General features: G+C 46.1%; 13 protein-coding genes and 1 riboswitch. Of the genes, 6 read left to right on the forward strand and 7 right to left on the reverse strand.

The genetic code is table 11. The features are described from left to right. Nucleotides 1-6: 6 nt before the first annotated feature. Nucleotides 7-201: riboswitch (cobalamin riboswitch) on the reverse strand. A 301-nt stretch (nucleotides 202-502) separates the two neighbouring features. Then, a complete protein-coding gene (locus AB3G73_RS10585) occupies nucleotides 503-655 on the forward strand; it encodes a hypothetical protein (protein ID WP_367744812.1) in 153 nt (50 codons plus the stop codon). A gap of 24 nt (nucleotides 656-679) precedes the next feature. Here AB3G73_RS10585 and AB3G73_RS10590 read toward each other — a convergent pair whose 3' ends face one another. The 3 genes from AB3G73_RS10590 to AB3G73_RS10600 all read right to left on the reverse strand — a co-directional run bounded on the left by AB3G73_RS10590 (nucleotide 680) and on the right by AB3G73_RS10600 (nucleotide 4966). Then, on the reverse strand, nucleotides 680-1336 hold the full coding sequence (locus tag AB3G73_RS10590) for a hypothetical protein (protein WP_195650042.1): 657 nt from the start codon (nucleotides 1334-1336) through the stop codon (nucleotides 680-682). 200 nt (nucleotides 1337-1536) lie between these two features. Beyond that, nucleotides 1537-3672 carry an Ig-like domain-containing protein gene (locus AB3G73_RS10595; RefSeq protein ID WP_367744814.1) on the reverse strand — a complete coding sequence of 712 codons (2136 nt, stop codon included), beginning with the start codon at nucleotides 3670-3672 and terminating at the stop codon, nucleotides 1537-1539. A 349-nt stretch (nucleotides 3673-4021) separates the two neighbouring features. Beyond that, nucleotides 4022-4966, reverse strand: a complete 945-nt coding sequence (locus AB3G73_RS10600) for a tyrosine-type recombinase/integrase (protein WP_367744815.1) — start codon at nucleotides 4964-4966, stop codon at nucleotides 4022-4024. A gap of 201 nt (nucleotides 4967-5167) precedes the next feature. Between AB3G73_RS10600 and AB3G73_RS10605 the strand changes: the two genes are divergently transcribed. Both AB3G73_RS10605 and AB3G73_RS10610 read left to right on the forward strand, forming a co-directional pair. After that, nucleotides 5168-5464, forward strand: a complete 297-nt coding sequence (locus tag AB3G73_RS10605; protein WP_320980274.1) for a DUF4248 domain-containing protein — start codon at nucleotides 5168-5170, stop codon at nucleotides 5462-5464. A gap of 810 nt (nucleotides 5465-6274) precedes the next feature. Further along, nucleotides 6275-7198: an Rpn family recombination-promoting nuclease/putative transposase gene (locus AB3G73_RS10610; RefSeq protein WP_367744818.1), complete on the forward strand. Its 924-nt coding sequence runs from the start codon at nucleotides 6275-6277 to the stop codon at nucleotides 7196-7198. A 102-nt stretch (nucleotides 7199-7300) separates the two neighbouring features. Here the strand turns inward: AB3G73_RS10610 and AB3G73_RS10615 are convergent, their stop codons facing one another. The 4 genes from AB3G73_RS10615 to AB3G73_RS10630 form a co-directional block, all read right to left on the reverse strand. After that, nucleotides 7301-7909 carry a TetR/AcrR family transcriptional regulator gene (locus AB3G73_RS10615; RefSeq protein WP_148365074.1) on the reverse strand — a complete coding sequence of 203 codons (609 nt, stop codon included), beginning with the start codon at nucleotides 7907-7909 and terminating at the stop codon, nucleotides 7301-7303. A gap of 10 nt (nucleotides 7910-7919) precedes the next feature. Then, nucleotides 7920-9284, reverse strand: coding sequence for a TolC family protein (locus tag AB3G73_RS10620; RefSeq protein WP_367744820.1), 1365 nt, complete (start codon nucleotides 9282-9284; stop codon nucleotides 7920-7922). 143 nt (nucleotides 9285-9427) lie between these two features. Next, nucleotides 9428-12625 (reverse strand): efflux RND transporter permease subunit, encoded by a 3198-nt coding sequence (locus AB3G73_RS10625; protein WP_367744822.1) that lies wholly within the window; start codon nucleotides 12623-12625, stop codon nucleotides 9428-9430. 18 nt (nucleotides 12626-12643) lie between these two features. Next, complete coding sequence (locus AB3G73_RS10630) at nucleotides 12644-13852, reverse strand: efflux RND transporter periplasmic adaptor subunit (protein ID WP_195650037.1); 1209 nt, start codon at nucleotides 13850-13852, stop codon at nucleotides 12644-12646. Nucleotides 13853-14009: 157 nt separating this feature from the next. Here AB3G73_RS10630 and AB3G73_RS10635 point away from each other — a divergent pair, with 157 nt between their 5' ends. From AB3G73_RS10635 to AB3G73_RS10645, 3 genes are all read left to right on the forward strand, one after another. Then, on the forward strand, nucleotides 14010-14858 hold the full coding sequence (locus tag AB3G73_RS10635) for an AraC family transcriptional regulator (protein WP_148365078.1): 849 nt from the start codon (nucleotides 14010-14012) through the stop codon (nucleotides 14856-14858). Nucleotides 14859-15050: 192 nt separating this feature from the next. Next, nucleotides 15051-18308, forward strand: a complete 3258-nt coding sequence (locus tag AB3G73_RS10640; protein WP_367744824.1) for a SusC/RagA family TonB-linked outer membrane protein — start codon at nucleotides 15051-15053, stop codon at nucleotides 18306-18308. A gap of 10 nt (nucleotides 18309-18318) precedes the next feature. Continuing rightward, nucleotides 18319-19797, forward strand: a complete 1479-nt coding sequence (locus AB3G73_RS10645; protein WP_217721658.1) for a SusD/RagB family nutrient-binding outer membrane lipoprotein — start codon at nucleotides 18319-18321, stop codon at nucleotides 19795-19797. Nucleotides 19798-19807: the final 10 nt, after the last annotated feature.

Genomic DNA, 19807 nt, shown 5'->3' on the forward strand with positions numbered 1-19807 from the left:
GAAAATTGAAAATTAAAAAATTCCGGCAGGTCTTCTGACTTATCTCTCCCTCGCAACACCTTCCCACACCGATGTCGATGCAGTGGCATATTGTGCGGATTCTTAGAGAATTACAGCAGCGGGTACTGTCGCCGATTTACACAGCGTTCCCTCATTGACTAAACCTCTTTTAGCTCCGAAACCGGATACAAAGATAGAAGATTATCTAATAGCTTGGTTAGCTTTTAACATTAAATTTTGGGAAACTTTTCTTTCTCGCTGATATAGAAAGTTTTCCAAAACGGAAAACTTTTTTCTGATTTTAACGCAAGAAGTATTCTGTTTTCATTCATCTTTTTTCCGGAAAACAGACATCTCACAGGACACCTATCCCCTATTGCAGCTACAAAAGTGGGAAATTATTTTCTTTTGTTCTATACAAAATCAAAGAAATATTTCTGCCTTTTAAAAATTACTACTGATTTTTTCTTTTTCACTATGTTTCCGAAAAAGGATTTTCGGAATGCGAAAAAAAGAAAAGGTAAACAGGAACAAAATAGAAAAGAGAGAGAAAATAGAAAAAAAGGGGAAAGAGAGGAAAAAGGAAAGAGAGGAAAGGAAAATAAGAGACAAAAAAGCTGAATATGGGAAGAAGAAGAGAACACCTTATTTATAATATGTATTCCCGTCTCCTCCTTTATTAAAAATAACCACTCACCTTTTTGCAAGCTTCCCCGTATCGCTCCATGTTCTGCTCGGATAAAGGAAAATCTTTAGCAGGAAGGATGGGAATCACTTTCACCGGAAAGTTTTTGGCATCGTAGCAATTGCCACAGACTTGGATAAATGCCTTGCCGTCTACCGGTTGGTAAAAGGGCTGATAGTTTTCGGTTCCTGTGCGCCGGGGTTCGGCAGCTGATAGAAACTCGGCACTGCCTTCGTAGAATCCGCCTTTCTGAAGCCAGTAATTGGTTTGCAGCGACATGGCAAACACATATTCGATGGTGGGATTCTGTGATAAAATCCATTCGATGTGTTCAATTCCTTTCAGAGCTTTATCTTCGGGTATGAAAACCCTCTTTCCTTTGGGGGCAGGTTCCAAGTTATCATTGCACAGATTGGTGATATAGAAATCTTCGGGAGTCATCTGGTTACCCGTTAGTTTGGTGATATAATTAAAAAGGTTGCGCGCCTCTACATTACGGCTGCGTTCACCATGATCTTCGGGAAAGCCACGGAAGTAGTAATCGGCAAACATTACATATTCAGGCACACTCTCCGACCATTGTAAATTAGAGTCTTCACCCACTACCAGCACTTTGGCATTATTTATTGCTTTCCAGTCTTTTGTCCTCATTTTATTCCTTATTTAGTTCAGTGTACAAAAGTAGGATATTCTAATTGGATTTAGGCTGATTATCCGGATTAATTGTTTCTGATGCTTCATTTACTAAAGTTATAAAGGTTTTAAACAAAGCAAGCTGAAACTCAATTAGGTTTCAGCTTGCTGGATATTATATTTTACTTAACTTGTTGGCGCTATTGACTGAATTAAAGTTAATAAACATAGCAAGCACGCACTCTGTAATTCTCTTTATTAGAAGTTGATATATAAGATACACCTCGACCATAGAAAGAAATAGCTGAATCACTGCCAGAATCAGTATTGGAAGTCCAATAGTAATCCTCCCGCACTTCTAAACTTATGGCTGTTCCACCTGCATTGGTAAATTTCGTATTATAAGTTGTTACATTCTCACGCAAAATGCGACCAAATTCCTCCAATTCACCCATAGCGGGCAAATACCATCCTGTACCTTTGGCTACACACCATGCTGCGGCAGGATATTTCGTATCAGCCTCTGCTTGTTCCATTATTATCTTGGTATTTGCGGCACCATCATTATAATCATCTATTGTGAAATAGTGATTCACCGTACTCCACTGTGCGGTAGTCTCATCCAATGATATGACTTTACCATGAACACCTCCATTAGTAGTTTGAAATACTACACCTACAGCTGTGCTTGAATCGTCCGCATCAGGATAATAATCTCCGACATTATAAGCCTTTATGCTCGTTACTTCCACTTTGCAAGTAGCAGTTTTACTTCCATCTTCGGTAGTTACAGTAACGGTTGTTTCACCTGCGGCTTTACCTTCTATTGTACCATCAGTGCCAACAGAAGCAATCTCCGGGTTACTGCTGTTCCATGTGATTTTTTTGTTCGTAGCATTGGCAGGGGCAATAGTAGCAGTGAGCTTTAGCGTTTCACCTATGGCTATGGTTTTGTCTCCCTCAAGCGTAACACCTGTCACGGCAACGCTCTTCACGGTCACGGCGCAAGTAGCAGTCTTAGTAGCATCGGCTGTAGAAGTAACAGTGATAGTTGCAGAACCAGCCTTAACCCCTGTCACTTTTCCAGCTGCATCTACGGTTACAATCTCATCATCACTACTTTCCCACTTTAGAGTTTGAGTAGTAGCGTCAGCAGGTGTGACGGTAGCTATTAAATTCGCTTCGTCACCTACATTGACATCAATTGCGACCTGATTAAGTGTTACACTTTCCACAGCTACTTTCGTACTATATACGATGATACGTGTAGCAGCATGCTCCTGCCCTTTGGTATCAATTACTGCTACTTTCAGTAGGGCAAATTCGTCTTCGGCTACATCGGCAGGGAAGTCGAAGGTAACTACGGCGTTCTCTTTAATCGACTTATCAGCATTGAATGTTGGCTCTTTGAGTGTTACACCCCACGGACTACCGGCTGCGGCACGAGTGGCTTTTACGATAGCTGTCGTCATGCCTTTACTGCTGGTGAGTTCAGCTTTAATAGCTGTGTATTCGTCCTGTTTCAAGTTCAAATCAAGTGTTAGAGTCTTCATCGCTGGGCGCACCATACAGTCAGTAAACTCTTTAAATATCTTCATTTCGCTTGCCATTGGCAGGGTAAATGTTTCACCGTCTTCACCTGCAAGGGTAAAGGTTACCGTGCCTTTGGTTTTGTCTACCGTTACACCGTCTGCGGCAAATACGTCATCGCCTTGTGCACCGTCTGCTCCGGCAGCACCTGCTGAACCTGCTGAACCTGTTTCACCCTTGTCGCCTTTATCACCTGTGGCTTGTACTTTCTTTCCGCTGTTCAACAGCCATTCGCCGTTTACTTTCCAATAAACTTTGCCGTCGGTGTCGGTAGCTACGCTCAATACGGGAGACTGACCGTTTATACCTGCGCTTCCGTCCGCACCTTTATCGCCAGTGGTGCGAATCTTCTTGCCATCGGCGTCGAGCATCCAAGTGGCGGCAGCGGTACCAATCTTTACCGTCCAGTAATACTCTCCTTCGAATTGGTCTACTCCGATCACAGGAGTTACACCGTCCGCTCCTTTGGCTCCGTCCTTGCCGTTGTAGATGGTGATAGCGTCGCTCTTGGAGAAAGTGATAGTGTAACCATTGATCACGGGTGAAACGCCTGTCACGTAGTCTTTCGCCTCCAACGCGGTGACCAATCCTTGCAAAGCGCTGATTTGAGAGTTGACGGTGGCGCACCATGTTTCCAACTTTTCCACTCTTGACTGAAGATCGCTAATGTCCTGCTTTAATTCGGTGTCGTCATAGTCTTTTGAACAACCAAATACTGCCATTGCCGTAACCAGCAGTAAGGCGTAATGTCTGAATTTCTTCATTGTTTTGTTGCTTTAGTTAATAATTTGAGTACGTCCCGTTACTTCGTAGGTAACGGAAAAACCTTTGTTTACGCCTGTTGAAAGGTTAATGATACATGGAAAATAAAAAATAGTAATCAAACTCTCCGCCCCTGCTTTTCAGGAGAATGGTAGGGGGAGAATGTCTTTTGCAAATTTTAGATGTCGATGAAGCTCTAATGCAAAGAAGTGATATGTTTTGCTTGTGTTATTTCCCTTTTGAAACTATTTGTTAGAAATAATGTTTGTTTCTGTTTGCGTATTTTAATAAATATGCATACTTTTGCTGCATATTCAAAATCCCGTTACCTACGAAGTAACGTTCTATTTGTCAAGCAATTGCTTTTCCTATCGACTGCTCTACGAAATCAATAATCCTCCTGTTCGCATCATCTATTTTCTTACTGTGGAATGGCTTCAGGTAGGTTTCTGTTACCGTGATAGACGAATGTCCCATCGCTTCGGAGATCACTCCCGGATGGATTTCGCAATAATAAGCAGTCGTAGCCCACGTATGGCGTGCGGTATAAGAACTTAGCCTGCCTTTGATTCCCAACAGTTCACCCAATAAAGCCAACTGGTGATTGAATCCCCGCAATGCCAACTGATATTCCCGGTATGCCTCTTCCGTTCCCTCACCACTCCGCAGGATGGGAAACAGATAGGGAGAAGCGACATCCCGATTCATATACCGCTGCAACAAGAACATCGCTTCCGTTGTCAATGTTACGGACAATGTGCGGCCTGTCTTCCTGCGTCGATACGTGATAACATTCTCCTTCAAATCACTCTTGCGTAGATAAGCCAGATCGACGAATGGCAATCCACGGAGCAGGAACATCAGGATAAACCAATCCTGTGCGGTGCGCATGGCAGTAGTGGCGGAGGATTGTGTCGCCAGACGGGTGAACACTTTCTTCATGTCCTCATTATCCAATGCCCGCTGACGATCCGCCCTCGTACCCGTGTAAACCGAACGGAATAAATGAGGCACATACGTCGCTTTCCGTTGGCTGACCGCACGATTATAGACCGCCCGCAAGGTGCGCAGATAAGTAGACACCGTGTTCCAACTGCATCCACGTTCCCGCAGACTGTTTTCGAAACGCTTCAACCATTCGGGCGTCAGTTGCCGGAACTGCATTTTGTCCGAACCCAGAAAGGTGCGGATTGCATTCAAGCTGCTCCGGTACACATGGGCAGTCCCTAAATTCCCCCTTCGCTGCAACTCGGCAGCGATTTCTTTCATAAACGAAATCAAATCTTCTTTCTTCATCAACTTTTTTTAATAATTATTATTTACTGTTTGAACAGTCGAATTTATTCGACAAAACAAAACTACAAATAGATTTTGACACGCATAATTTACGTCCTAAAAAATCAATTTATTTTATAGTTGTAAATCAATTCCTTTTCATACTTTTGCGGGAAATTAAACCGACAAAACAGGTTTGATATACAATTTAATTTTTTTATAATGAAAGAAGACAAAACAGTTACGGAAATCTACATCATCAATGGTTTCAAGCCATTCTCGCAATTTGCAATGGAGTACTTTCCGTGTCCTTCGGGCGTTACCGCGTCCAGAAGAAGAATGCGTGAAAAGATTGACCAGAATCTGTCACTCACTGCCGAGCTGCAAGTTGCCGGCTACACCGAACACACCACCTACCTGACTCCGAAGATGCAGGAGATCATCGTTCAGTGTTGGGGGCCTCCCAAAATTGTGATGGCAATCGTCTATCCGAACGGACCCGAAGAAATGAAACATTAATCTTCAAAAATAGGAAAATCGAACTATATATTTATAATAATTCAGGATAGTGTTTCAAGGGGTCTTTTCAAAGTGGGTGTAACCATCTACCACATAGCGAGTTATCTGCTTCTCAAAAGTGTTTCGCAATGCGTTCAGGAAAAAGACGCTTTTTTTATCCTCTAAATGGAGGCTCTAAACCCGTGCGGAAGAGCCTCCGTTTGATACATTCAGAGGCTCCGTTTCAAGCAAACGGAGCCTCTGTTTTTTATTTTTGTTTCTTTCTGTCTCTAATTCTTTCTGCTTATCCAGACACTCCCCAAAAAAGTTATTAATGTACTTACGTGACTGTTTAGAACCAAACTCGACCGAAAAGAATCGATAGTTTGGGAAACTTCCGGTTCATGGAGTATTTTTGTTGAAAATTTCAAAAAGGAACAAATATGCAAAATGTAAATCCACAACAAATGGTCGGAAACGATTATAGACAAACTTCGACATACGTTTTCACAATATTTCATGATAATAACATCTTGAATATTTTTCTGTTTTTATTTCAATTTATCAAATACACAAATAAGAAAAAGTCAAACTCTATCTTTCACACTTTACAGATTCATGATGTCATAAGAACAGAAAACATGATTGCTCAAATCTTAATCTTTTTCAATTATGAACGTTTTAGTGGAACGCTATCAGCGCAGAAAAACACTAAACGAAGAACAGGAGTAACAAATAAAAAAACAAGGAACCTTTTTATTTTTACTGCAAAAGGGATGGAAAACCAAGAATTATCGTACCTTTGTAGTACGAAGAAAAAGCCTCTTTTTTATGTATAAAGAGAAACGTCTCTTTGCAAAACATAAAAAGAAGCGATCCAAAACAATGAGTAAATTTATCAATCCGTTCACCGACTACGGATTCAAACTAATATTCGGCAGAGAAGTGTCTAAGGATTTATTAATCGAATTTCTGAACGACCTGCTCGAAGGTGAACGAGTGATAACGGACTTACAGTTTTTGAATAATGAGCAATTGCCGCTCTATCCGGAAGGACGAGGTATTATCTATGATGTATATTGCACCACGGACACAGGCGAAAGAATCATCGTTGAAATGCAGAACCGTATGCAAAGCAACTTCAAAGAACGCTCGATTTATTATTTATCGCGTGCCATCGTCAATCAAGGAAGGGTAGGCAATGAATGGAAGTTTGAAATAAAAGCCGTATACGGAGTTTTCTTGATGAATTTCATTATCGACAAGAACATAAAACTCCGCACGGATGTTATTCTAAGTGACAGGGAAACAGGAGAACTCTTCTCGGATAAGTTCCGGGAAATCTTTATCGCTCTCCCTCTCTTCAACAAAAACGAAGAGGAATGCGAAACGAATTTTGAACGTTGGATTTATATATTAAATAATATGGAAACTTTAAAACGCATGCCGTTCAAGGCACGAAAAGCTGTCTTCGAGAAATTGGAAGATATCGCTGATGTGGCTTCTATGTCTCCGGAAGACAGGGAGCGATACGACAATAGCGTCAAAGTGTACCGAGATTATTTGGTGACAATGGATGCAGCTGAACAAAAAGGAATAAAAGAAGGGTTGGAAAAAGGTATAGAGAAAGGAATGAAAGAAGGTACACAAAGAGCCCAGCTGAAAATAGCCCGGAACATGAAAGCCAAAGGGATAGACAATGAGTCTATCGCCGAATGTACCGATTTACCTTTAAGCATAATCGAAGGATTATAAAGTAATCGGATTCATAAAGGCACTATTTACCAACCAACCGTTTACGAACGAAGAAAATAAAAGAGGTGAGCTCCCTTTACAGGGTAGCCCACCTCTTTCTCTTCATACACAAACATTCAAATTATCAGGTTTCAGGTGTTCGTCAATATAACGGATGCCGTCCATCTTAAAAAGCCCCCGCAGAAGCGTATAGTTCAACATACGCTGCACCAGGTACGGAGTACCTTGCAAACTGCTCTGGTAGATGACCTCCTGCAAATCCGGTGCAAAGCGGTCGGGATCGACTCCGGGAAGCAGATAACCGCAAATCCTGCAATGCGTCAAGACATCAATCAACTGCTGCAACCAGAAAGCCTCCTCCCGCTCGAAAGCAGCACGGTATTCCCTGTCGGCGGCAATATCGAGCAACAACTTTTTTCCCAACGAATGAAGCAGGGTGAGATAGCCGTCCACTGTGATGAAAAGCGCCTCCATACACGAGCTGTCCATCCGTATCTGTTGTTGCTCGATCCGGCTTCTGATTCCTTTGGCAAAATCAGAAAGACAGATACGGAACAGGCTCGTTTTGCTAGGAAAGAGCTTGTAAAGCGTCCGCTTCGACATCTTCATTCCCCTGGCTATATCATCCATCGTCAACCCGTCGGCACCATGCAGGTACATTTCCCGTTTGGTGTAGTCGAGTATCCGGCAACGCAGTGTTTCTGGATTCATACATACCTCCCTACATACGGCCGCCACCCAATGCCTGATACAAAGTGATCACGCCCTGAATTTCGGTAAAGCGGTTCGCCACTTGCGACAGTTGCGCATTGAGCAATGTCTGTTGGGCGGTCAGTACTTCCAGATAAGTGGTGTTGCCATGTTTCATCAAGAGGCTTGTGCTCTTGGCTGCCGTTTGCAGGGAAGCCACCTGTTTGTCGTAGTAGTCGGCTTTCTCGCGGGCAGTCTGGTACTGCACCAGTGCCTCGTTCACTTCCACGCCGGCATTCAGCAAGGCCTGTTCGAAACTAAGGCGGGCTTCCTCCTGTTGGGCTTTCGCTATTTTCAGTTGGGCGATATTCACTCCTTTATTAAACAAAGGCTGCGTCAGGGAAGCCACGGCAGAGGCCAGAAACTTACCCGGGTTGACAATCATGCTCCCGCCACTGTTGGTCCATCCTGCACTGCCGCTCAACGTGATGGAAGGATAGAAAGCGGCACGGGCGGCATTCGTTGTATAGAAAGCCTGTGCCAACGAAAATTCTGCGCTACGCACATCAGGACGGTTGGCAAGCATCTGCAAGGGAACACCCACGGAGAAGTTTTCCGGCAACTGCTGATTTCCCAGTTTGCCGCGCTGTATTTTGTGGGGAGTTTCTGCCAGTAAAAGTGCCAGTGAGTTTTCCGCCTGATTGATTTGCTCTTTCAGGTCGAGCACGGTGGTACATATATTGAAGTAGGTAGCCTCCGTCTGCGCCAGTCCCGCTTCATTCACCATCCCGGCCTTTTTCATGGCACGGGTGGCATTCACACTTTCTTTCCAAGCAGCTTCGGTAGCCACAGCTATCTCATACTGCGAATCGAGCATCAACAACGTGTAATACGTGTTGGCAACAGATGCTACCAACTGCGTCTTGACAGCCTGTTCATATTCCTTGCTCTGTTCGTAGGCAGCTTTCGCGCGACGCTTCGCTGTTGTCACCTTTCCAAAAATATCCAGTTCCCACGAAGCAGTCACGGGCAGCGAATAAGTTTGTGTAGCCTTTCCACGGTCGAAGCTGCTGGCAGCTCCTTCCGGCGAAAGAAACAAAGAAGGCAGATAAGACAGTTTGGACGTCAGCAGCGTGGCTTCCGCTTCTTTCACACGCAAATGGGCAGTCTGCATATCGGTGTTGCGCAAGAGTGCCGAGTCCACCAAATTCTGCAGATAAGGGTCGGTAAAGACCTCCCGCCACGAGAGGTTGCCGAAGTTTGCCGTATCGGCGGCAGCAACGGACCCGCTGCCGTAAAGTCCTTCGGGAACTTCCGATACCGGTTTGTATTTATTGTAGATACCGCAACTGCTCAATATAAGCGTTGCTGCGGACAGAATGATTATTTTTCTCATTGGTTCTTATTTTAATTCAGGAACGGATTATTTCGGTTTTATTTTAATTAGGCACGGATTACGCGGATTACACGGTTTTAAAAGATTGCGCAGCCAAAACTGTGTAATCCGTGTAATCCGTGCCTAAAGCCTTTAATTATTAGTTATCCTTTTCCAGCTTTAGATTTTTCTTCCTCGCTCACTTTGATTTCTTCTTCAATCTGCCAGTCATGCGTCGGCCTGCTCTGCACGGGACGCAAACGTTCCTGCAACCACTGGAAAGCGATAAACAAAGTAGGCACGATGAAGAGCAACGCCAGTGTACCGATGGTCATACCGCCTACTACACCCGTACCCAATGAACGGTTACCGTTGGCTCCTACTCCACTTGACATCATCAGCGGGAACAGACCGAAAATCATCGTCAACGCCGTCATCAAAATCGGACGCAGACGGGCTTTAGCCGCACTGACCGCAGAAGCAATCAGCCCCATGCCTGCTTTACGACGTTCAGCAGCATATTCCGTCAGCAAAATAGCCGTCTTCGCCAGCAGACCGATCAACATAATCAAACCTGTCTGCAGATAAATATTATTCTCCAGTCCGAACATCCGGGCGAAAAGGAAGCTACCCATCAATCCGCAAGGCACACTCAAAAGAACAGCGAACGGAATAATGAAGCTCTCGTAGAGCGCACTCAAAATAAGGTAAATCATCAGGAAGCAGATACCGAAGATAATCACTGTCGTACCGCTTTGCTGGTTTTCCTCACGGGTGATACCTCCGTAATCATAGCCGTAACCTTTCGGAAGAGACTGTTCGGCAGTTTCCTGCACAGCCTTGATGGCGTCTCCCGTACTATATCCGTCGGCCGGCATCGCATTTACCGCAATGGAGTTGTACATATTGAAACGGCTCAATGATTCCGCACCGTAGCTACGGGTCAGCGTAACGAACTGGCTCAACGGCGCCATCTCTCCATTCGACATACGCACAAAAGCATTATCGAGCGAAGTTTCGTCCAAGCGGAACACCGGATCGGCCTGAATCATGACACGGTACACTTTAGAGAAGCGGTTGAAATTGGACACATACTGCCCACCGTAATAACCGGACAGCGTACTCAACACAGCGTCGGGCGTGATACCTGCACGCTTACATTTAGCTGCATCCACCTCTACCGTCCACTGCGGATAGCGCACATCGAATGTCGAATAAGCCATCGAGATTTCAGGCCGCTGATTCAAGGCTCCCAAATATTGTTGGGTAGTGGTGAAGAACTCTTTCACATCACCGCCCATCTTATCCTGCATATGAAGTTCGAGTGCATTACCCATACCGTATCCCGGAATCATACCCGGAGAGATGGCGAACACACTGGCATCCTTTATATCAGCCGTACGCGCATATACCTGACCGATCACCGACTGCACATTGTCCTCATCCTCCGGACGTTCGTCCCACGGTTTCAATTTGAGAATCAACATACCGAACGAACTACCCTGTCCTGCCAGCAATCCGTAACCCGCCACTTTCTGCACGTGTTTCAGTTGAGGTATTTCCATCAAGCGTTTTTCAATACGCCCCATCACTTCATTCGTTGTTGCCAGCGAACTGCCTGCCGCCGTACTCACATTAACAAAAACAACCCCTTGATCCTCGTCGGGTACCAGACTGGTCTTTGTGATATTCATCAGGAACACAAGCAACACTACGGAACAAGCCAGCAAAGACCATGTCAGCCATCTGCGCTTGATAAAGAACAATACAATCGTCTTATATTTATCCACCATCACATCGAAAGCCGAATTGAAAGCCTTACGGAAACGTGCCGCAAAGTTGTTCTTCTGCGTTCCGTCTTCATTAATATAAGGTTTCAGCAGCAGTGCACACAAAGCCGGACTCAAAGTCAACGCATTGACTGCGGAAATACCCACCGCAACCGCCATCGTCAGACCGAACTGCGTATAGAACGTACCGGAAGTGCCGCCCATGAAGGACACCGGAATAAACACCGCCATAAACACCAGCGAAGAGGTGACAACGGCATTACTGATTCCTTTCATAGCGTCGATACTTGCCATATACGATGACCTATAGCCCACATCGAACCGCGCCTGCACCGCCTCGACGACAATAATGGCATCATCCACCACCGTACCGATAACGAGCACCAACGCAAACAAAGTCAATAGGTTGATACTGAATCCGGCTATCGCCATGAAAGCAAACGTGCCCACCAGCGAAACTACAATTCCAACCAGCGGAATCAACGTAGAACGAAAGTCCTGCAAAAAGACGTACACCACAAGGATAACCAATATGATAGCCTCAATCAATGTCTTCACTACCTCATGAATGGAAGCGAACAGGAAGTCGTTGGAGCTCATCATCTGCGTCAGTTCCACTCCTTTCGGAAGCTCCTTGCGCGCCTCGTCGAGAAATTTGTCAATGTTCCGGTTTACTTCGGTCGCATTGGAACCCGCAGTCTGGAACACCATGCAGGATATACCCGGATGACCATCCATACCACCATGGTAAGCATAGCTGTCCTGTCCCAGTTGTATATCGGCAATATCCTTCAGTTTCAAAACCTCACCATTATCGGTAGAACGGATAACGATATCCCCGAATTCTTCAGGAGTAATCAAACGTCCCTTGTATTTCATCGTATACTGATACGTTTCATTGGAGTTCTCACCGAACGAACCGGTAGCCGATTCGATATTCTGCTCGGCAAGCACACCGGTAATATCAGACGGAATCAGTTTATACTGCGCCATCACATCCGGCTTCATCCAAACACGCATACTATATTCACCGCCCATAATCATCATATCGCCCACACCGGAGATACGAAGGATTTGAGGTTTCAGGTTGATGCTGATATAGTTGGACAGGAAGTTCTCGTCGTAACTCTCGTCCGGACTGGACAGGGAGAACATCTGCAAAATACTCGTCTGACGCTTGGAAGTGGTCACACCGACTTGGGTTACCTCCGCCGGAAGCTGCCCCGTAGCGCGCGATACACGGTTCTGCACATTGACAGCCGCCATATCGGGGTCTGTGCCCTGCTTAAAATAGACGGTGATGCTCACCGAACCGGCATTGGTGGCGGAAGAAGTCATGTAGGTCATGTCTTCCACTCCGTTGATCGCCTCTTCCAAAGGCGCAATAACACTCTTCTGCAATGTTTCCGCACTGGCGCCATAATAGGTGGTACTCACCATAATGGTAGGCGGAGCAATATCAGGATACTGCTCAACGGGCAGAGTGAACAGCCCGATGATACCCACTACGACAATCGTGATAGAGATGACTGCCGATAATACGGGGCGTTCAATAAAGGTTCTTAAATTCATGAATGATTCCTCCTTGGTTTAATTTTCAGTAGTAGTTACCGGAGATGATGAAGCCTGGTCTGCTTGTGCTGCATCTGCCTGTGCTGCATCTGCTTGTGCTGCCGAAGCTGATGATGCCGTCTTTGCCTTGATAGGAGTGCCTTCACGAAGTAAACCTACTCCTTCTGCTACAATCACATCTCCCGGTGCCAACCCTTCATCTACAATAAATTCACGGCCGCCATTGATGCGGGTCACTTGTACCTGACTCGATTGCGCCTTGCCGTCCACTACTTTATACACATATCTCTTATCTTGTATTTCGAAAGTGGCAGCCTGTGGAATGGTCAGTGCACCTGTTTTTTGAACAGGAACAATCACGTTCCCCGCACCACCGCTATGCAATAACCCTTCCTTGTTCGGGAAAACTGCACGTAGGCTGACCGTACCCGTCGAACGGTCGATCACTCCACTGATAGATTCAATCTGTCCCCGTTCGGAATAGGCTGATTTATCATTCAGTTGCAGGTCGATAGCAGGCATATTTTTCAGTGCTTCCTCTTTAGAACCATATTGACGGATCAGTCCCAGTAATTGGTTTTCCGTCATGGAGAAGTAGACGTACATATCCGAATTGTCGGAAACGGTAGTCAACGGCTGGGCAAGAGCGGAACTTACCAAAGCTCCTACACGGTAAGGCAACGTGCCTACCACTCCGTCGGCCGGACTTTTCACAACCGTATAAGAAAGATTATTGCGGGCGCTCACTTCCTGCGCCTTGGCCTGTGCCAACTGTGCTTTGGCAGCCAACAGGGAGTTTTTTGCCGTACTCAAATCGAAAGAGGAAACTACATTCTCTTTATACAGTTCCTCTTTACTGTCATACGTCAGTTGCGCCGTAGCCAGAGAGGCTTTGGCTGATTCAACGTTTGCCACTGCCGTCTGCAAAGCAGCTTCATACGGCACTTGGTCGATGATGAACAATGTCTGTCCGTTCTTTACGCGCTGGCCTTCCGTCACGCAGACTTTAGTCAGCGTACCACTTACCTGGGGATAAATATCAATATCCTGACGTCCGCGGATGGTCGCCGAGTAGGTGCTCGAAATCATCCGGTCGACCGGAGAAACGGTCATCACTTCGTATTCTGTTTCCATTTGTGCCGGAGGAGCTTGTTTACAGCCCGTAGCAACTACCACACAGCAGAGCAACAATAGCCCTTGCTTCACTTTACATACCTTTTTACTCATTTTCTGTTACCTATTAAATATTTTTGAACGCGGCAAAGGTAGACTGTTTTCTTCATTGAAAACTGGACATAGTGTATTCAGTTTTGTTCATTTTTGGAACATTAAAACCGATATTTAGTGAAAAAGTCCTATTTTTGTACCCAAAATAAGAAGAACAATGGAACAAAAAAACTCTAACCTAGCCATCCTCCGTGAACCGTTCGTTGCCGGAATGGACGAAAACCTGTCGCCAATTATGCATCGCCTGTGGAAACTGGAAGGGGGTGCCATCTATTTTTGCAGAAGCGGGTGGGCCCATGTCACGATCGACTTGAAGGACTATGAAATAGTAGAAAATACTCAAATCGTGCTTTTGCCGGGAACGATTATCCGTATCAACGGCAGCAGCAGCGATTTCACTGCTTCTTTCTTCGGATTTCCCAAAGAAATGTTTCGCGAAGCCTGCCTGCGGTTCGAACCGATTTTCTTCCGGTTCATGAAAGAAAAACCATGCTATAAACTACCGGAAGAAAATACCGGAGCCATCAACAGCTTGATACATGCCGCAATGGTCATATACAACGACCGTGAAAACCGCTTCCGTAACCAGATTGCCAAAAATCACCTCCAATCGTTTATGCTGAATATCTATGATAAGTGCTACCGCCACTTCGACCGTCAGGAAATTGAAGGAGGAAGCCGGCAGGATGAAATCTTCAAGAATTTCATCGCACTGGTACACGAAAACTGCATTTCTCAACGAGAAGTGACTTTCTATGCCAACAAACTGTGCATCTCCACCAAATACCTGACAGGTATCTGCAAAAGCGTGACGCGCGACTCCGCCAAAAAGATTATTGACGACTTTGCCATCCTCGAAATCAAAGTATTGCTCCAATCCACCGAACTGACCATTCAGGAGATAGCCGACCAACTTGGTTTTCCCGACCAGTCGTATTTGGGGAGGTACTTCAAGCGGCACGAGGGGATGTCGCCGAAGGAATATCAGAGTAAGTATTCCATGTAATAATCTCCCGCAACATCCTCTTATATCATCAAACTCGGATTCTTTAATTAGTGTTTACGACACAACACAGATTGTTAACAGATCTGTAATACTATCTTAATCTGCCTTGTATTCCTTTGCACCGTGAAACAAAACACTGGTGTGAATAACTTTATTGCATTTAATAAATTAAAAGAAGCAAGGTAAAAGATTATGAAAAGAAACAAATGGCTGCTTTCTCTGTCGATTGGGCTCTTGTGCTGTGGCTCTGTATACGCACAGACAACAGTGAAAGGAAAAATAACGAGTGAAGATGGAGAACCGTTAATCGGGGCTACCGTAGCTGTGAAAAATTCGACAGACGGCACGGTGACCGACATTGATGGAAACTACTCCCTGAAGACTAAAAAAATATTGACTCAAAAGGATTTGCTTGTATTCAGTTATGTAGGATATAAAACGCTACAGAAGAACTATGCAGGCAACACGATGAATGTTAAACTGGCAGAAGAGTCGCAACAACTGAATGATGTGGTGGTGACTGCCTTGGGGATTAAACGTGAAGAAAAAGGATTGGGATATGCCACGGAAACCGTGAAAGGGGATATGATTACGAGCGCCCTGCCCACCAACTGGTCGACGGCACTGAACGGTAAGGTAGCCGGATTGAGTGTTATCTCTTCCGGTGGCCCGCTCAATTCGAGCCGTATCTCGCTGCGGGGGGACGTCTCGCTGAACCAGAACGGAAATGACGCATTGGTGGTAGTGGACGGTGTACCGATGAGTAGTCCGATGACCAATCCGGGTGTTGCCTACGGTGCAGGTTCAAACAGCGAACTTTCCGTGGACTATGGTAACGGATTCTCCGACATCAATCCGGATGATATCGAAAGCATCCAAGTATTAAAAGGAGCCAGTGCGACAGCCTTGTACGGTACGCGTGCAGCCAATGGCGTGATTATGGTGACTACCAAATCGGGAGCGGGTGCACCCAAAGGTATCGGTGTGTCTTACAGCGGTAATTTCAGTATTGACGATGTGATGAGATGGCCCGATTACCAGTATGAATTCGGACAGGGATTGCCGAGTAATATCGGTCCGGCAGGTTCTATCTACGAAGGCCAGCCCTATTACTCTTACGGGAAAGCGGAAGACGGCAGTTACGCAAGCACCAGCGGAACCAGTAGCGCCTACGGAGCACGCTTCGACGCCAACAGGTTGTTCTACCAATATGACCCTGTGACACAGGATCGTGCTTCTGTAGCCACTCCCTGGGTAGCGTACAAAAACAACCGCAAAGATTTGTTCCAAACGGGATATACCCTGACCAACTCGGTAGCCTTGACCGGAAAATCCGACCGGGGCAGCGTGCGGGCGTCCATCACCCACACCAAGAACGAATGGATTCTCCCCAATACAGGTTTCCAGCGTATCACTGCCATGATTTCCGCCCAACAGCAGATTTCGAGGGCACTGCGCATTAATTTCAAGTCGAGTTATACGTACCGCAAGCTCAACAACACGCCTGCACTGGGATATAACAGTAATTCTATCTCCTACTTCCTTATCTTCCAGAATCCGAATGTCAACCTCGACTGGTTGCGTCCGATGTGGCGTACCGGACAGGAAAATGTGAAACAGCTCCAACCGTACAGCTCATTTATCGGAAACCCGTATGTCATTCTGTACGAATCTGAAAATCCTTCGGAGAAACACAGTAATGTATCATCCGTTTCTGCCAATCTGCGCATCAACAGTAAATTCGATTTCATGATCCGGTCCGGTATCCAGTTGTCAGCAGACCAACGCGAACAGCATCGTCCTATCAGTGACGTGGTTTTCGGAAACGGATTTTTCAAGAAGCAGAATGTGTTCGATTATGAATTAAACAGCGATGCTTTATTTACTTACCATGATTCATTCGCCAACGGATTGCGTGTCAACGCTTCGGCAGGTGGAAACATGATGCAACAAAGCTACGATATGTTGGCTGCCTCGGTGGTAGGATTGATTACGCCGGGAGTATACAAACTGGCAAACGGCGTTTCCAACCCGAACGTGCAGACGGTTATCAAAAAGAAAGCGTTGAACAGTCTTTATTTCACGGCCAATTTCTCGTATAAGGATAAACTGTTTCTCGATGTCACCGGGCGCAATGACTGGTCGTCTACCCTGCCGAAAAGCAACCGTTCTTTCTTCTATCCGTCGGTCAGCGTCAGTGCAGTGATGAACGAGTGGTTCACGTTGCCGGAACAGATCAGTCTGTTGAAAGTGAGAGGTTCGCTGGCACAGGTCGGCAACGACACAGACCCTTACAAGACATCGCCCTATTATGGCACGAGCGATTTTCCCGGATCGGCCATCGTATCTTCTACGCTCTATAATCAGGATTTCAAACCGGAGATTTCGACTAATTACGAAACGGGATTCGACTTCCGTATGTTTCACAACCGCATCGGACTCGATTTCACGTTCTACTATAACCGCACCAAAAACCAGATTCTGGATGCTCCGATGGACCCGACCACAGGTTACAGCAAAGCTACCATCAATTCGGGATGTGTCCGCAACCGCGGTTACGAAATCCAGTTGGACGTTACTCCGGTAGTCAGCAGGGATTTCCGCTGGAACGCTACTTTCACTTGGTCTAAGAACGAGAACCGGATTCTCTCACTGGCGGAAGGGGCGGATGAGAACCAGTTAATCAGCAGTATCGGTAGTGTATCTATCATCGGACGTGTGGGTGGAACCACGGGCGACCTCTGGGGATATAAACTGGTACGCGACCCGGAAGGAAATGTGGTCATCAACGACAACGGATTGCCCGAACGTTCGGGAGAGATCGAATACGTCGGCACGGCCTATCCGAAATGGAAAGCCGGACTGTACAACGAATTTTCTTACAAGAACTTCACGCTTAGCGTCCTGCTCGACGGACAGGTGGGAGGTAAAATGTACTCGCACTCGCACCACAAAATGACGGAACAGGGAAAACTGCAACATACCCTGAACGGACGTCTGCCGGGAACGGAATTTTATATGTCGAAAGACGACCCGCGCATCGCTGCCGCCGGACTTTCACCACAAGACGGGATGTACATGATTGCCCCGGGAACGGTGAAGAACGATGACGGAACTTACTCGCCAAACACCAAAGTGGTGACCGTGGAAAGTTATTATAAGGAATACTACCGGATGGCAAATGTGGAAACTAACACGTTCGACACTTCATTCCTCAAGCTGCGCGAAATGAGACTGGAGTACAAGTTGCCGAACAGTACACTGAAGAAAACACCGTTCAGCAAAGCATCGGTGGCACTCTACGCACGCAACCTATTCTGTATCACCGACTATCCTCTGTTCGACCCCGAATCTGCCGCCCTCAACGGAAGTTCGATGGTGACCGGTGTGGAGACGGGCTCACTGCCTACGGCACGCACTTTCGGACTGAATATTAACGTATCTTTTTAAACACTGACTTATGAAAACCTGTAAACTTTTCAAAAATATAGTATGGGGAATGACTTTGTGCGGAGCTCTCTGCACGACTTCCTGCACCAGCTTCGACGAACTCAATACAGACCCCACCCGCATGGATGAGGTGAATCCCGGCACTCTGCTCAACCCGATTTTATACGAAACATCGGTCTACAACTGGAAACGCTACAACAGCTATACCTACGACCTGATGCAATGTGCCGTATCTACCAGCAGCACCAACGGTGTGGGATGGTGGTATATGACGGACAGCGAAGGAGACGGCACATGGACTACTTATTATAAATGGATCAACAACGCCAAAGAGATGATGCGCCTCACCGGAAAATTGCCGGAAGCCTCCAAACAACCCAACTACGATGCTATATCGCTGACTTTACAATGTTGGCTATACCAGATTCTAACGGATGCCTTCGGTGATATTCCGATGAGCGAAGCCTGCTCCGCCGACAAGGGAATACTCGCACCGAAGTTCGACACCCAGCAGCAGGTGTACCAACAGATTATCGATAATCTGAAGACTGCCAACGAATTATTCGACAAAGCTAACGGGTTGATCTACAACCAATCGGGCGAAATGTTGTACAAGACGTCCAAAGGAGATGCAACCGGTATTCTGAAATGGAAGAAGTTCTGCAACTCACTCCGTCTGCGTGCACTGCTGCGGGTGATCGACGTGCCGGAATTCAACGCGAAACAGGAACTGCGTACCATGCTGACCGATCCCGCCACTTATCCGGTATTCGAATCGAACGATGATGCCGCCCTGCTTGCCATCAGCGGAACTTATCCGGAGGAAGCTCCGCTCACCCGTCCGCAGGATTTCACTTCTTATGTTCAGATTTCCGAGTTCTTTGTCAATCTGCTGAAAGGTTGGAACGATCCTCGTCTGCAGGTGTATGCAACACAGGTCACTCTCCCCGACCAGACTAAAGATTATGTGGGTTTGCCCAGCGGTTATCAGACGTTGCCTTCAACCACAGCTTCGGGGCTGAATCAGGAAATGGCGAAGGCGCCTATGAAACTTGCCATGATGCCTTATGCCGAAGTGGAATTCATCAAAGCGGAATTACTGAAAAAAGGAGTGATCGACGGAGGAAGCAACGCTGCCAAAGAGGCTTATCAGAAGGGAGTGCAGGCGGCTATCGAACAGTGGGGACAGAAAATGCCTGACCATTATTTTGAAAATCCGGAAGCTGCTTATGATGATACGCTTGAACGAATCATGAACCAGAAGTTTGTCGCACTGTTCTTTTGCGATTATCAGCAGTGGTTTGAATATAACCGTACCGGTTTTCCTGTGTTACCTGTGGGACCCGGCATCGCAAATGCTAATAACAAAATGCCGAAACGCTTTAAATATCCGTCTGCTCTGCAGCGTACTAACCTGAAGAATTATCAGGCGGCTAAAGCGAACATGGGAGGCGATGACTTCCATATTCGGCTGATGTGGCAGCAATAAATGAATGTGT

Source organism: Bacteroides sp. L008 (genome assembly GCF_040812255.1).
In the GTDB taxonomy this organism is placed as follows: Bacteria; Bacteroidota; Bacteroidia; order Bacteroidales; family Bacteroidaceae; genus Bacteroides; species Bacteroides vicugnae.